At 41.2% G+C, this 15,697-nt stretch carries 8 protein-coding genes and 1 pseudogene; all 9 read right to left on the bottom strand.

What is annotated here, in order from left to right; translation table 11 throughout:
• A pseudogene (locus D8S85_RS22285) lies at positions 1 to 1,657 on the bottom strand (ATP-binding cassette domain-containing protein).
• 9 nt (positions 1,658 to 1,666) lie between these two features.
• A complete protein-coding gene (locus tag D8S85_RS16635) occupies positions 1,667 to 2,575 on the bottom strand; it encodes an HlyD family secretion protein (RefSeq protein WP_228423247.1) in 909 nt (302 codons plus the stop codon).
• Positions 2,576 to 2,625: 50 nt separating this feature from the next.
• Entirely contained in the window at positions 2,626 to 3,993 is a 1,368-nt protein-coding gene (locus D8S85_RS16630; RefSeq protein WP_228423246.1) for a TolC family protein, read from the bottom strand.
• Positions 3,994 to 4,145: 152 nt separating this feature from the next.
• Positions 4,146 to 4,670: a TlpA family protein disulfide reductase gene (locus tag D8S85_RS16625; RefSeq protein WP_106481435.1), complete on the bottom strand. Its 525-nt coding sequence runs from the start codon at positions 4,668 to 4,670 to the stop codon at positions 4,146 to 4,148.
• Positions 4,671 to 4,678: 8 nt separating this feature from the next.
• Positions 4,679 to 5,701 carry a hypothetical protein gene (locus tag D8S85_RS16620; protein ID WP_106481434.1) on the bottom strand — a complete coding sequence of 341 codons (1,023 nt, stop codon included), beginning with the start codon at positions 5,699 to 5,701 and terminating at the stop codon, positions 4,679 to 4,681.
• Between the two features lie 4 nt (positions 5,702 to 5,705).
• Positions 5,706 to 7,301 carry a RagB/SusD family nutrient uptake outer membrane protein gene (locus D8S85_RS16615; protein WP_106481433.1) on the bottom strand — a complete coding sequence of 532 codons (1,596 nt, stop codon included), beginning with the start codon at positions 7,299 to 7,301 and terminating at the stop codon, positions 5,706 to 5,708.
• Between the two features lie 11 nt (positions 7,302 to 7,312).
• The gene (locus tag D8S85_RS16610; RefSeq protein WP_127075392.1) at positions 7,313 to 11,023 is read right to left on the bottom strand and encodes a SusC/RagA family TonB-linked outer membrane protein; all 3,711 of its coding nucleotides are present in this window, start codon (positions 11,021 to 11,023) and stop codon (positions 7,313 to 7,315) included.
• 252 nt (positions 11,024 to 11,275) lie between these two features.
• Positions 11,276 to 12,700 carry a hypothetical protein gene (locus D8S85_RS16605; RefSeq protein WP_106481432.1) on the bottom strand — a complete coding sequence of 475 codons (1,425 nt, stop codon included), beginning with the start codon at positions 12,698 to 12,700 and terminating at the stop codon, positions 11,276 to 11,278.
• 587 nt (positions 12,701 to 13,287) lie between these two features.
• Positions 13,288 to 15,684: a S9 family peptidase gene (locus D8S85_RS16600; RefSeq protein WP_317128921.1), complete on the bottom strand. Its 2,397-nt coding sequence runs from the start codon at positions 15,682 to 15,684 to the stop codon at positions 13,288 to 13,290.
• Positions 15,685 to 15,697: the final 13 nt, after the last annotated feature.

The following is a 15,697-nucleotide window of genomic DNA, read 5'->3' as shown; positions in this document are numbered from 1 at the left end:
TCACTCCTTTCTTTGGGCGCCTCGAGCCAACAAATAAAACACTTCTTGCATTCCCGGAACCCCGTACTGCTGTTTCAACGCCATAGGAGTATCTAACGCTTGAATTCGGCCATCCACCATAATCGATACCCGATCACAATATTCGGCCTCATCCATATAATGCGTAGTCACAAAAACAGTTATTCCCTCGGCTGCAGCCTCATATATCAATTCCCAAAACATTCGTCTCACAGCGGGATCCACCCCACCGGTCGGTTCATCTAAAAACACAATCTGCGGTTCATGAAATGTTGCCACGGAAAAAGCCAATCGTTGTTTCACCCCCTGTGGCAACAACCGCACCAACGTGTTACGCTCCGAGGAAAGGCCAAGAAACGCCAACACCCGATCCATCTTTTGTGCAATATCACGACGTCGCATTCCGTAAATCCCCCCGTACAAACGGATATTTTCCTTCACGGTCAATCCCTCGTACAAAGAAAATTTCTGACTCATGTACCCAATTCGTCTCTTTATCTTCTCCGACTCCCGGATAATATCGAACCCGACCACATTCCCTGTTCCAAAAGTAGGTTTGCTTAACCCGCACAACATTCGCATGGCAGTTGTCTTACCCGCTCCGTTTGCTCCCAGAAATCCAAAAATTTCCCCACGTTCCACGTAAAAGCTAATATAATCAACCGCGGTGAACGTACCAAACTTCTTTGCTAACCGTTCCACTTCAATAACCCGTTCCATCGCTTATATCATTCGTTAACATCATAAAATAATCTTCAATCCCCGTTTCTATGTTTTTCCATTCCACGTCTGTATATCCCGCATTCTTCAAGGAGAGAACAAACTCTTCCACCGGAAAATCCTTCTCCCGGAAAGTGGTATGAAGAGAATCTCCAAACGTGAAACAGGAATAAACACCCGGTTCTTTTCGAATATCTCCTAGTAAACGATACATGTTTTTCGCCTTGAATGCTACCAATTTTTTTTCATGCTTTCCAATCAATCGCTCCGGAGTATCCACATCAAGCAATTCTCCTCGAAAAATCAATCCGATTCGGTCGCACAAACAAGCTTCATCCATGTAAGGAGTGGACACAAAAACGGAAATCCCATCTCCACTCAATCTTTTTAACACATCCCAAAACTCCTTTCGTGAAATAGGGTCAACACCTGTTGTCGGTTCATCCAAGAACAAAACTTTCGGTTTATGAATTAAAGCACAACACAACCCCAACTTCTGTTTCATACCCCCGGACAAGGCTCCGGCTTTTCGATTCTTAAAAGGAAGCAATTGTTCATAAATATCTTTCACTTGATCATAATTGGCTTCAATCGTCGTGTCAAACACGCTAGCGAAAAAAGTCAAATTTTCCTCTACAGACAAATCCTGATAAAGAGAAAACTTACCCGGCATATATCCCACAATATTCCTCACCTCCCGGAATTGCTTAATCACATCATACCCCCCGACGGAAGCCTTTCCTCCGGTAGGTAAAAGAAGGGTTGTCAAAATTCGAAATAACGAGCTCTTACCGGCCCCATCCGGACCGATCAACCCGAATATTTCACCCTTCTTCACATTCAATGAAATATTTTTTAAGGCTACAACCTCTTTAAATACCTGACGGTATTTCATACAAATATCCTCAGCGACAATCATACCTTCGGATTACAACGTATCAAACTTCACATCACCATACATACCAACCCGCAAAACACCGTCATTCTCCACATGAATTTTCACGGCATACACCAAATTATCCCGTTCGTCTTGAGTGTGTACAGTTTTAGGAACAAACTCTGCGTCTGAAGCGATCCATGAAATACGTCCCTGGTATTCTCGTTCCTCTCCCCCTCCCAACTGGGCAAACACCTTCACCGAATCTCCAACTTTCAAACGATTGGCTTGAAATCCTTCAACATACACCTGCAAATACATGTTCTTCATATCCCCTATCTTGTAAAGAGCTTTCACGGGTGCGGCAAGCTCCTGCTCTTCCGTGTATTTGGCCAAAACAACACCTGACACAGGATTGGTAATCAAACAACGACGAATCTGATCATTCACTTGATCCACTTTCAACGCAATCGCCGCGCTCTCAGCCTTTGCTCCGGCAATCATCACCTCGGCCTGATGAGTCTGTCCCTCCAATGCAGAACGCCCCTCATCCACCATTGCCTTCACATCATCATACTGCTTTTGCGTGGCAGCCTTTCCTGCCAGCAAACGTTCCACCCGTGCCAACTCCTTCTCTCCCCGCTCCACTTTTAAGCGGTAAACTTCCAATATTTTGTCTAAATTTGGGATTCGTTCATTCACAGCCACTGCAGCTTGCTGGGCTTGCACCTTCAACCAATGCAACTGCATCGTGTCGATCAAACCGACCACTTTACCTGCCTCCACGTAATCACCTTCCATCACCTCCAAACGCTCCACTCTTCCACTGATTTCCGACGAAACCACCACTTCTCTTGTCTCAAACATTCCCGACGCTTGGCGTTTTTCCATTTTATGATTACAACCGACTCCAAAAACACAAGCCAAAAACACTGTATATAAAATTTTGCTATTCATCATTCAAATACTTTAAACTTTATCAATTCGATTGAACTCTCCTTTCATGGATATTATAAACCCAACGTTATCTTTTTTGAATAAATCATCATTTTCAACTCGATCTCCCGCAATAACTTCTCTTGTTGAGCAATCAACGCATAATTTACATCGGAAATCAATTCGGAAATCGTGTACACGCCATTCGCGTATTTTACCTCCGAAGCCTGTCTAATAGATTCTCGCAAACGAAGCACCTTTTCGTCCTCCTTCACCAGATTTCTCATTTTCTTAATTTCAGCATCCTGCATCAACATCTCCATCTTCGTGTTAAAAATAAAACTCTCCTGCTCGATTCTCACGCTCTCCTGTTGCACCCGTTTCAATTTACGATCATTTTTCAAAGTATTTAGTTTCCCAAAATTCCAGCTCAACATAATTCCTCCGATAAAATAAGGTTTAAATTCTTTGTCAAACGTATTCAATCCCGACTTTCCATACCCCCCCGTGGCAAACAATCCTAATTTCGGCATGTTTTCTGCGTTTTGCATCTTTAAATCCGCCTCCAAACGATCAATCTTACTATCCAAATATTTCAACTCAGGCCGTTCAATCTTATCGCTTTCCAATATCACCTCCTCGGGCACTTGCAACTCAGTCTCCTTCGACAAAGGGCGATGAATCAACATGGACAACACACCCAAACACGCCTCTCGCTTAGCCTCCAACTCCAATCGCAACTGCCTGTATTTAATACGCTCCACCTCTATCACATCTAAATCCGTTTCATAAATCACACCATCCTTCAATGCGGCCTCGGCACGAACATGTAAACTATCCAAAATCTCATCCGCACAATCCAATTGTTTCTCTTTCCCCTCTATCGTCAACAAACCGAAATACAACTCTTTGACCTTATCCTTAATCTCGTATAACTGAGCATCCAACCCCGCATGCATCATGTCTATTTCGCTCTCTGCCACTTGCTTCCCGGCCTTCACTCTTCCCCCCGTCCACAACGCTTGTTTTAACATCAACGACACGTTATACCGATCTTGATCACTCACCGGAATGGACATCTCGGGAATAGAAACCGGAATACTCACCGGCCCGTTCAAATCCATGCTGACATTCACCGTCTTCGGCATTTTCAAGTCCAACTTCATCCGCTCAGACTGCCACGAAGCGACCCCCGACAAGCTAAACTCCGGTCGATAAACCCGGGAAATGTTCGACAATGTATATTCCCGAGCTTTATCCAGCAAATCGTGTTGCTTGATGGCTGGATAATTCTCCATCGCCCATTGTTGACACTTTTCTATCGAAATGCGTTTTTCCGAAAAATCTCCTTTACTCGCCTCCTGTCCTCGAAGTGAAATGCTCAACAACATGATACACAAAAAAGGCAATACCCTTTTTCTTGCAAACTTCAATTTATTCATCTATACTTTTTCAGTTAAATTTTAACTTAACACGAACTTCCACCAAAAAACGGGTACAGGAATTCATTTATTTTCAACAAAAATCCCCGCCTACCTTGTCGGCAGGACGGGGATTTTCTCTTGTTAAACAAAACAGTCTATTTATCAGCGTTTTATTTCTTTTTTTGATTTTTATATTCGTCAATAGTTTTCTTCACAAACTCTTTAGTGAAATCTTCCGTGGATGGATAACCAATCCAACGAACAATGCCGTCTGGATCTATCAACACAGCCATTGGATAGAACTTCAAACCATAGATTTTAGACATCCGCTGTTGCGTATCGATTGCACTGAAATACTCGATAACCGGTTCTTTCATCTTACGAACACTCTCCTCTTTATTCGGTGCAACTCCGATAACCAACAGATCCTTTTTAAACAATTTACTCCACTCGTTCAATTCCGGAATCAATTTGCGACAAGGCCCGCAAGAAGGTCCCCAAAAATCCACCAATATAAACTTACCTTTCATCTTTGGCTCTTTCGTCAACCATTTCTCAACCACAAACTCCGGAGCCTTTTGGTTCATCCATTTTTCCCGAAGTTTTTCTCCGGCGATCTGTGCAGCAGATTTTTGAGCGAACGTTGGCAATGCCAACACGATAACCGCAAATACAAGTAAAAACCTTTTCATCATAATCAAACTTATTCTCCTTTAATAAATTGTGTTAAACCACTCAATTTCAATAACTCCAACAACATCTCATAACGCTTCATAATCATAGGGAACTCGCCATGCTCAGCCCGAATCTCCGCATCGCTCATCGTGTGAATCATCTCGGTAAATGCCATAAGATCTTCCAATTTAGTGGGAAAATAAACGCTATATTTATCAACCTTTTGATATCTTAAAACGCCATATCTCCTCGGATTGGTTGGAAAATCTGCATTATACCCGGGTTTGTTCACGTAATTATAAGAATTTATTCCACTATCTTTAATCTCAAAAATATCTCTTAATGCACTTCCATTTTTCCATTGTTCATGATCGGGCGTTTCCAAAGTAACGTCAAAATAGGCCTGAAATTCTGTGGGATAAACCATTTGCAAATAACGTTTTAACTCATAAATAGCGAAATTCCATCCAAATCTCTCCTTCTCCTCTTCCGTCATCATATCCACTGAAATTAAACTACTTCCACGTTTCATCACGTAACGGGTACTCAAAGCCGTTACCCCCAAAGAGTGATATAATGAGTCAGGCTTACTATTTGCGTTAAACAACGTATCTAACAAAAGAAAGGCATAAGCCCCGTATCTTCCTTTAAAGTCAGGACCTTGATTTTTTGCAAGATAAGGTTTTATCGCATAATCTCGCAATAACTCTACCATCAATCGCACCTTCTCTTCATCCCGCTGCAAAGAGTAGTAACGCTCTTTCGCCTGTCCAGAATAAGAATAACCGGTTTTGAAAATTTCATAATAATTATAAGGTTTACCTCCTTTATCATAACGCACTTGAGTCTTCAACGTATCATTGTAGAAAATAGGGAAACCCGTTTCATCATAAATTTCATAAATCAACTTATCCAACTCTCCGGCATTGGGATCATACTCTAAAGTAAACCAATTCGCTTCCGCGTGAGATGCCGATGCCTCGTCATTATCTCCGCATGCCCAAAGGGCAACGGCTACCAATAAGCCACCGATTAATATGTTTGCTTTCATAATCCTAGTATTCATATAATATACAATCTTGTCTCTCATTATTCACGATAGATCCATCGGTCTGTTCAATCTCTTCATTTGGTATCGGTAACAACCAACCTCCGTCCGGATATTCGGGTAACACGTAATATCCGCGATATGAACCGACCGTATTCATATCACCATAAACATAATCGTACACTTTATGCACAATCTGTTTTACTTCAGGATAACGGGGAGAAACCGCATATCGACGAAGATCAAACCACCGTTGCCCTTCGAAACACAACTCTCGACGTCGTTCATTCCGAATCAATTTTACAAGATCTTCACCCGTTGCCGTAATATCATTCACTCTCACCAAACGCTTCTCCAACAATGTTTTCAAGGTTGCCTTGGCCAAATCCTCTTGATCAGTCATCGCGTAAGCCTCGGCCAAATTCAAATACACCTCCGAAAGACGAATAGAAAAATTATCCGAAACAAAATCATATTCACTCTTTACCTCATCTTTTTTCGTCTTCCGAGGAATATAATAATCCACATTCGGAGCGTCCTCCATGTAAAGAGTCACCGCTTTTCGACAATCATTCAACACCTCAACAGAGGATCCACCAACAGTCGTTTCAACCGTTCCGTGTTCATTAAATAAGTCCACCAACTCATCGGAAACCCGGAAACCGGATCTTCCCGATGCATTTTTCACGGTTGGGAATACCCGATTCACACAATGACTACCATTGGCAAAAATAATCTCGGGAGAGGAGATCTCAATCCACGAAGAATCTGCATTCATCGTATTTAAATTCCGAAGACTCCATCTATTTCCATCCAAAATGGCATTACACAAGTCAGGAACCAATTCCCATTTCCCCATATAACAATATACACGGCTTAACAAAGCTCGCGCAGCATCCTGTGAAGCCCTCCGAACAGTTGCCGGTTTATATCCCTCCAACTCGGTGACAGCTAATTCCAAATCTCTAACAATCTGCATATAGACACTGTCCACCGGAGATCTCGTGTAATTGATATCCTCCACGTAAGGAGTCAACTTTAACGGAACACCCAAATCCCGAGAGGCGGAAATCTTGTCATAAGCCTTTGCATACAAATTCACCAACAGGTAATAGTACGCCCCTCTCAAAAAATGACTCTGTCCCTTGATTATATTACGATCTGCTTCCGTATCGTGCTTAAACTCCTCCACTTTATCCAAAATCACATTTACAACACCGATGTGTTCGTACAAGCGTCCCCAAGTCTTATCACTATAAAGAACCCCATCGATATTATACGGGTTACTCACCCATTCGTAAAAACCTTCCAATTCCGCCAATGGAGAATTCTTAGAATACGATCCTCTAACAAACTCTTCCGCATCATCATCCATAACCAACAACCACGGGAAATAAGGCCCGTTTTTTGTATTAACACTCAACGAAGATAAATTTGCCCGAGACACGTAATATTTCATGTACCCGTTCCCAATCAATAACTCGTTCAAATCCTTACAGGTCGTCGCATAAGCATTGTCATTCGAATGCTCCTCCAAAAAATCATCACAACCGGTAAGCAATCCACAGGCAACCACCCAAATTAAAAGAATATATTTTTTCATACATCTACAATTTAAAATGCCACATTCACACTAAAAGTATATGTCGGAGTAATCGGCACGTTAATCTTATCTGCCGAACCCGATTGAGAAGAGGGATCCTGACCTTTCAACTCCTTCGCACTCCACGTGAACAAGTTTGTTCCTGATATTGACATGTAAAGAGAATTACAATGTAATTTTTTACATACATTATCCGAGAAAACGTAACGCAAATTCAAACTTTGAAGTTTCAAGTAATTACCGCTAACTACCCGGATATCGGCATAGTTATACATTTCCCATATATTCTTGGCAAATGAATAAGTTTCTGATTTCCACCAAGGATTAAGAGTTGCGGAGTATTCATTCTTTGACAACAATCCCGGTATATTCGTGTATTTCTCATCACCGGATGTTTGCCAACGTTTAACAAACTCTTTTCTCAAATTTTGAGTTGGAGAAACCGCCATTGAAGAAGCATCCGGATTATAAAGCTTCAACAAACGAACCTTTGATCCGATACTGTAAGAGATGTTGCAACTCAACACAAAACCGTTCCATGAAATTGTATTCAAAATTCCTCCTTGTAAATAAGGAACCCGACATCCGGTATATTTCATCACCTCCGTGAAAACTTTCGATTTGGGCATATCGCAATATTTCTCAAAATACTCCTCTCCCGTACGGGCAAACATCGGACGTCCGTCATCGGAATTCAAACCGGTAAATTCATATGAATAAAATGAGTTCAACGGTTTACCTGACACGTGTGCCGTTCCGTTCAAATAATCCAAATACGTGTAATCATCATGTAACGGATCATATTTCTGTGTTTCAATCACCTTATTAATCAATTTATTGACAACCTGTCCCAATTGCGGGTCTATACGCCAAGAAAATCCTTTCCGACTTCCCCCCATAGACGTGTTAACCGGATTGATATTTAACGCCACCTCAAGACCCTGATTTTCTACCGTTCCTTGATTCACCGTGTAAGAGGTCACACCGTTCACCTGAGCCACCTTCTTCGTCAAGAAGGCATCTTTTGTCTTTTTATAAAAATAAGAGATCGATCCCACCAACTTTTTATTGAACAAAGAGAAATCAATACTTGAGTTGATGCTCATTGTTTTTTCCCAACTCAAATCCGGATTCGGGAAATTCTTGATCGTTGAACTATATTCACCAAATGCCTGATTCAACTCTCCTTTTATAATCACCAATTCCGGCGTCTGCGTAGAGTGCATCGTTCCTTGATAACCGAAAGAAGCTTTCAATGACAAATCATTAACCCAGTAAACATTCTTCAACACATCTTCCTTCATGTTCCAACGAGCAGATGTAGACCAAATCGGCAAAAATTTCTCTCTGGCCCGGTCTCCGAACGCGTTACTGTAATCAACACGCATATTGGCATTAAAAATATATCGGTTTTGATAGCTATAGTTTAAAGAACCGTAATATGAAAGTTTATTACTTAAATTATCTTTCAAAACACCCAATGCTTGTTTATCAGTTGTCAACCATTTGGTGTAAGCATCATACTGAGCGTAATCGACATTACCGACAGTTAATCCACGTTCGGGAACATAACAACGGAATGTTTTTTGCAAACCGGTATAGTGAGAAGAAGAGATTTCCAATCCCGCCATAAACGTCAACATATGCTTTTCAGCTTCATCCAAGAACAAGTAGTAAGAACCTTGCAAACGCGCCATCCAGTTTTCATTCTTCGTTCCGTTCTTCTTCAACTCTCCTCCATAAGGCAACAAAGTAGCTTTTCGGAAGGAACCTGAAGCGAAGTGATCGCCAATTCCATTGTCCGTAAAATCATCTTTTGCGTAATTCTTCTTCGCCAAACTTTTCGCATAATTAGTAGTCTCTCCGTGGTACACGTCATCATCCGTGTTGGACACCGTGTAAGAGAAAGTAGCTCCTAACTTCAATGCTTTCAAAATATTATAATTAATTGCCGTTGAGAAAGAGACCGAATTCTTCTTGATTTTTTCGTATGAATTATCCCGCTCGTTCAAAATATTAAACCAAGATTGAATATCTGATGAATTCTGTTTTTTAGGATAATAATAAAGAGAACCATCTTCATTATATAGCGGAACAGCCCGACTGGCATTGTAAGCGTAATCCGTTAACCCCACGTCAGAAGGCGTGTGATCCTGCTTTTGAGTATTCCCGCTCAATTTGAATTGCAGATCAAATCGATCGAATTTCAACGTGATATTAGCATTCGCCGTATATCGATCACCTTTTTCTTTTTGCAATATACCATTTTGACGGTTATAACCTACAGACGCGTAATATTTCGCATTGCGAGATCCACCGGAAACCGACAAAGTATGTGTGTGTGAAAAAGCGTCACGCATAATTGCATCAAACCAATCCATGTTCAACGTCTCATAGTAATCCACTTGACGACAAAACTCGTTATAATCAATTACTCCGTTACGATAGTTCTCATAAGCAGCCTCGTAACCAATCCAAGTATTCTTGTCTCCATACTCATATTTTTTCTCCAACAACTCACGAGAATAAGCTACACGTTCCGCAGAATTCATCACGTTAACGCTTCGATCCGAATAACGAGACCGACGAGACAACGTTCCTCCAAAACTATAACGAACAGAAGGAGGCCCCACCTTCCCTTCTTTCGTGGTAATCACGATCACACCGTTAGCTGCTCTCGTACCATAAAGAGCGGTTGCTGCCGCATCTTTCAACACGTCAATTTGCTCTATATCCTCTGGATTCAAACCAGAAATTGCATTTCCCAACAAATTCACAAAATCCAAATCATTCAACTGATCCGGATCCACATTTACCGGATCCTCTTGAATAATACCGTCAATCACCCACAACGGCTCCTGAGAACCTAACACGGTAGACGTACCGCGAATCCGCAAACGAGGAGCGGCACCCACCTGACCGGAGTTTTGCATAAACGTCATACCCGGGACACGTCCCTCCAGCATCATGTCGAGCGTGCTCATACCCGGAGTCATAATGTCATCCATTTTCAATGACGTAACAGCCGACGTCAGTTTTCGTTTATCTATTTTCTGATATCCTTCATTTACCACAGTCACCTCTTCCAATTGTTGAGAATCATCTTCCAACGTCACTCTCAATGTTTTCTGACCGGTATACTTAATCTCTTTCGTACGTTTACCGATAAATGAAAAACGCAAAACCACGTCATCCCCTTCCGGAATCACGATCGAAAATTTACCATGAACATCGGTAACCACACCTTTAGATGTACCCTTCACCATAACGGTCACCCCGGGCAAAGTATCTGTCACCGCTGTTCCCAAAACAACTCCTGTAACCACACGCGTTTTCTGTTGCTGTTGCGCCAGCACGTTTGTTTTCTTCAAAATGATCAAATCATCTTCGATCGAATAAAACAAATTAGTTCCCTGCAAGGCCAAATCCAAAATTTCTCTGATAGTCTTGTTCTTGACACCCATTGAAATTTTCCCAACCTGCTCCACGTCTCCGGCAGAATAAATAAATGAGTAACCCGATTTTTGTTTAATCAAATCCATCACCTCAATCAGTGATTTCTGTTCAACAAACAAATCCATCCTCACATTTTGAGCCGAGACACTTGCCCAAAGCGTATTGGCCGACAAAGCCAAAATCACCATAACCAGTTTCATCGTTCGCACCGCTTTAAGTAATCCGGAATACCTCCGAGACCAAGAATATAAATTCCCTTTTTCCATAAATCTGTATTTGGTTAAATAAATGCTCATTTCATCAATACAATGACTTTTTTGTAAAAACAAAACGAACACAACAGATTTTATGGGTACATAAAATTATTATTTTTATCTAAAAAAATACATTTTTACATTCAAACACAAATTCTATAAAACAAAAATAAGAAAAACGAGATATATTCAAAAATCTCGCTTTTCTTATTTAGAAACTAACTTAATGGGATACTCCTATAACACAAACAAAACATTAAACATCTATTCAGACTCCGACACCCATGTCCCGTACTTCGTGGGAATATCATGAAGTACATAGTAAACAGCAGGATATCCGGTTCCCAATCTAGTACGAACAAGCTTATAACAAGTCCGGAGCGGAGCACTGCACGGCCCGCCTTTTATGGACGTGGGTGCATGCGGAAATGCCATCCCGTTTTTTCCGATAAAACGGAAGCGTATTTCATGAGAAATCAGCGTGCTTGAATTCGTTGATAACTCAAAATTTATATGATTACACAACGGGACAACGAACGAAGCCGTGTAAACATCACCCTCTTTTTCCAAAGATGCCTGTTCCACGTACACACCGTAAGCATCCCATCCCGTATCTTGCATCTCGTCTTTATCAATCGACTCATCTCTCTTTCCGAACACCGGGTCGTACGTACGCCATGGATCATCCAACATCAACACTCCAGCCAACTCAACAGGACACTTGAATTTACAAGTCACATGCAACGTGTCATCTGCATATTCCAAAACTCCTTGCTTAGAAAGAACTTTCACATCTTCCACCGTCACATCAAAAGGTTCGTATGAATAGTCATCGTTAAATAACTGTGTACCTGCCAAATAACGAATATCCCAAATCATCAACCGCACTTTATCGGGAGTTCCTTCCATGTATCCGGTACTACTTGTCACCCATCCGGCATAATTTCTACTATTAAAATAAGGCTGTGCTTTCATGGCAGAAGCCCCCAGAGCTTTTTCCGCTCCCATCAAAGCCCGGAAAGGAGAATCCAAACCCGCGTTGGAGTACGGTAAGAAACACGACTTGGCAAAAACTCTCAACACGGTTCCCAAATTAGAAAGGAACGTGGCACGAGCGCGTGCTGAATCAAAATAACGAATTTTCCATCTCGTGTTATCTACCCCGGCAAAAGCAAATCCCTCCTTGGCACTCGGATAATAAAAGTTAATGAAGCTACCACTATACTCCGGCATCCATACTAAGTAATGATCACTTTTCTTACTCTCCGGATGTTGTTCAAAATAACCCAACACCTCTTGAGCCATCTCCGACATATTTCTCTCCTGCATCTCGACCAGCTTCCTTGTACTCTTGATGTAATGGATACGAATAAAATCCGCGTTCACATCATTCAACTCCAACCCGAATTTTTTATCCACCCGATAACGCATGAAATTTTCGTAAAAATAATTTTGCACATGCAATGTTACTCCAGACAAACGATAATGCCAATCCTCAACATCCTCGACATCTGCCGGCACGTAATACACTACATTCAAACAATACGTTTCTTTTTCTGCCGTGTAAGTATCACCCGGAGGAACAATCACTTCTTCTTCCTCAGAATCATCTTCCTTGTACACATCCGTACAAGATATGGCAAAAATGGATAGTAAAACCCACACTAAAAAACTACATTTCTTTTCCATCAAGCTATTGGTTTAGTTACTATATAATTTTCACATAAAACGAACAAAAAATAGAAAACGGGTACAACCATTTCATTTTTTTATCGATTTTCTTCAAAAATAATTCTCAATTCGATTTACATGTACGAAAATGAAGTCTAAATCAACATTGTATTTACTCTATCAATATATTACTAAATTATTACCATATACAATCCGCACCCATTCCGCTCCTATTCACATCCCATTTTTATCCCATTTTTATCCCATTAAAATATAAAAAAAAGTAGTTATATACGATTTTGTCGTGAGATGTTAACTCCTACATGCAAGAAGGCATATTTACCATTCATAACCAAATGGATAAAGGATTAATTTCTAAGACAAGCGCCAATTCATTTCGCCACGGAAACGTGTCAGGGACGTTCGTGAACGTCTTTGTAACGTCTTTGATACGTCCTTGATACGTCTTTAATCCCTAAGAACATCGAATATGCCACGGAAGATAAACGTGTATTACCTAGGAAAAGTTTACTTTATATTTCGTTGTAAAGTGGTATATAAGTACCCAAAATTATAAACTCCTGTTAAATTTTAGACAACTTTTTTCATTTCAATCGCATATAAGCATCAATTTCATTAAAACCTTCGGAAGAGTGATCATCCAAAAGATATTTTCCAAAGTGAAACCATAATTTTCGCTTAAAGAAATCCAACGCAATTCCACGGTATCCGTGTCCTTGTCCCGGAAGAATGAACATATCGAAATTTTTGCCGGCTTTCATCAAGGCATCCACCATTCTCATGGTGTTAGCGGGATGCACGTTGTTATCGGCATCTCCAGCCACCAATAGTAAATGACCTTTCAGTCGGCTTGCCAATTCGATATTGGTCGGGATGTTCGGTTTCTCGAATTCCACTGTCTTCACCGTTATCGTGGAATCTTTTCCTGTTACCGGATTTTTCACTTTCTTTTTCTCTGTAACCACCCTTTCCTTTATTCCGTGATGCGTTTCCCCCCACCAAATATTATAAATGTTATTATCATGATTTCCGGCAGAGGAAACAGCAGCTTTGTAGAAATCGGGATATGTACAGATAGCAGCCGTTGACATAAAACCACCTCCAGAATGCCCGAAAATACCAACACGCTCACCATCTATAAAAGGATAGCGGTCGATCAATTGTTCCAATCCATACTTATCATCCGCCAAGGGATAGTCGCGCAAATTTCCGTAACCATAGGTGTGATACCAACGATCACGCAAAGGACTTCCTCCCCGATGACCGAAAGTCACCACGATAAACCCTACTTGAGCCAAGGCTGCATTGTTGAATGCCGTCACGACGCTAAATTCAAAAGGAACAGCCTCCGTTTGAGGTCCCGGGTAAACATACGAGATGATCGGGTAGCGTTTCGTTGAATCAAAATCTGCCGGTTTCCACATGTAACCGTACAAATCTGTCATATTGTCTGCCGCTTTCACGGTAAAGGGTTCCGGCATTTTCCAACCCGTTTCATAAAGACGACTCAAATCGGGAGAAGCCAGCTCCAACACGATTTTCCCATCGGAGTTCCTCAACACACTACGAGGTTCCATGTCCGCCCGAGAGAAATTGTCCACAAAGTAACGTCCTCCGGCAAGAAAATGCACCTTATGCGTTGCCAGTTCCGGCGTTAATAACTGCACGTCACCTTTCCCGTCCAAACGCACTTTGTTTAAAAGAGCGAAATAAGGAAACTCTCCTTTTTTCTGACCATAAGCCTCGAAATAAAGCGTCTGTTTTACCGTATCGACTTTCACAATCTTGCCGGCAGTCCATCCCCCCGAAGTAATTACGTTTTTCAAATTTCCATCTTTGTCATAACGGTAGTAATGACCATGTCCAGTCCGTTCCGACCACCAAACAATCTCCTCTCCATCATGCAATAAATGTACATTAAAAAGCTGATCGTTAAAATAGGGTTCGCATTTTTCATGAATCACCACTTTTACCTCCCCGGTTTCCGGAATAACCCGACAAAACTCCACTTCATCGCACGTACGTTTTTTACGTAACAGATAAAGGTTTTTCACCGGTTTCCCTATTTTATACACCGTCAGGGTCTGATCTTTCCATTTTTCGATAGGGAATTCGACCTCTTTCCGTTGGTCTACACTGAAAACGTGCAACTCATTTTTTCTTATATTTTTATCACCCGGCATTGAATATTTGTATTCATTCAACGTGGGACGCCCTTGAGTCACCGTGTTCACCAAGTATAAAGATTCCATCTTTCGTTTGTCTTCCCGCTCCACATAAAAATATTTGGAACCGGCCAGCCATTCAACGGGGGCTGCCACTTTCTTTCCCGTTGTATCCAAACTTTTTCCCGCGTACGAACATTCGGGTGTTCCATCTGTTGTCAATTGAATTTCCGAAGAGTCTCGAACGCAAAACAAGTATAAATTGTGTCTTTTAGCATAAACCGTATAGCAACTATCCGGAGAATAGGTGCCGTTCCATTGTTGTGTTTTATTGTTCTTTGGAGAAGTTTCTAACTTTTTATTCTCTCCTTTTTTCTTCTTTTCTACAGACACTTTTACAGAGTCGGCAGGAATTACTTTGCCGGAACGGGCATCATACTGGAATTCGATTTTTTCCGAGGTAAAATATACCACATCATTCCCTTTTTCTAAACGAACACCTGAAATTTTCAGATCCTTGTAATTTATCGGTTTATGGGTTACACGACTGATTTCTCCTGCCACTCGTTCGCGATCGAATAGTTCACGTTGTGTTTTCGAGGAAGGATCCACTAAATAATAATGCACCCCGTCCCCAGTCTGGTACTTGTACCAAAATTTATCCGTCCCTTTCAAGGCATTCGGAATAATACTGGTTGTACCGACCAACGATCCCAAATTCAAAAAACGCTCTGCCTGCTTATAATTAGCTTTTTGCCCCATTACCGTGGTAACGAGGCAAAAAGTAAATAACCATAAAATAAACTTTATCATCATGAATGAGTTAACA

The sequence above is a fragment of the Butyricimonas faecalis genome (assembly GCF_003991565.1).
Classification (GTDB): Bacteria; Bacteroidota; Bacteroidia; order Bacteroidales; family Marinifilaceae; genus Butyricimonas; species Butyricimonas faecalis.
The sequence above is the reverse complement of the archived record's forward strand: the minus strand, read 5'-3'. Positions and strand labels throughout refer to the sequence as shown.

Coding starts and splice junctions, on each gene's coding strand:
- D8S85_RS16600 (WP_317128921.1), bottom strand. CDS start 15,684: ATGATGATAAAGTTTATTTTATGGTTATTTACTTTTTGCCTCGTTACC.
- D8S85_RS16610 (WP_127075392.1), bottom strand. CDS start 11,023: ATGGAAAAAGGGAATTTATATTCTTGGTCTCGGAGGTATTCCGGATTA.
- D8S85_RS16615 (WP_106481433.1), bottom strand. CDS start 7,301: ATGAAAAAATATATTCTTTTAATTTGGGTGGTTGCCTGTGGATTGCTT.
- D8S85_RS16605 (WP_106481432.1), bottom strand. CDS start 12,700: ATGGAAAAGAAATGTAGTTTTTTAGTGTGGGTTTTACTATCCATTTTT.
- D8S85_RS16630 (WP_228423246.1), bottom strand. CDS start 3,993: ATGAATAAATTGAAGTTTGCAAGAAAAAGGGTATTGCCTTTTTTGTGT.
- D8S85_RS16625 (WP_106481435.1), bottom strand. CDS start 4,670: ATGATGAAAAGGTTTTTACTTGTATTTGCGGTTATCGTGTTGGCATTG.
- D8S85_RS16620 (WP_106481434.1), bottom strand. CDS start 5,701: ATGAAAGCAAACATATTAATCGGTGGCTTATTGGTAGCCGTTGCCCTT.
- D8S85_RS16635 (WP_228423247.1), bottom strand. CDS start 2,575: ATGATGAATAGCAAAATTTTATATACAGTGTTTTTGGCTTGTGTTTTT.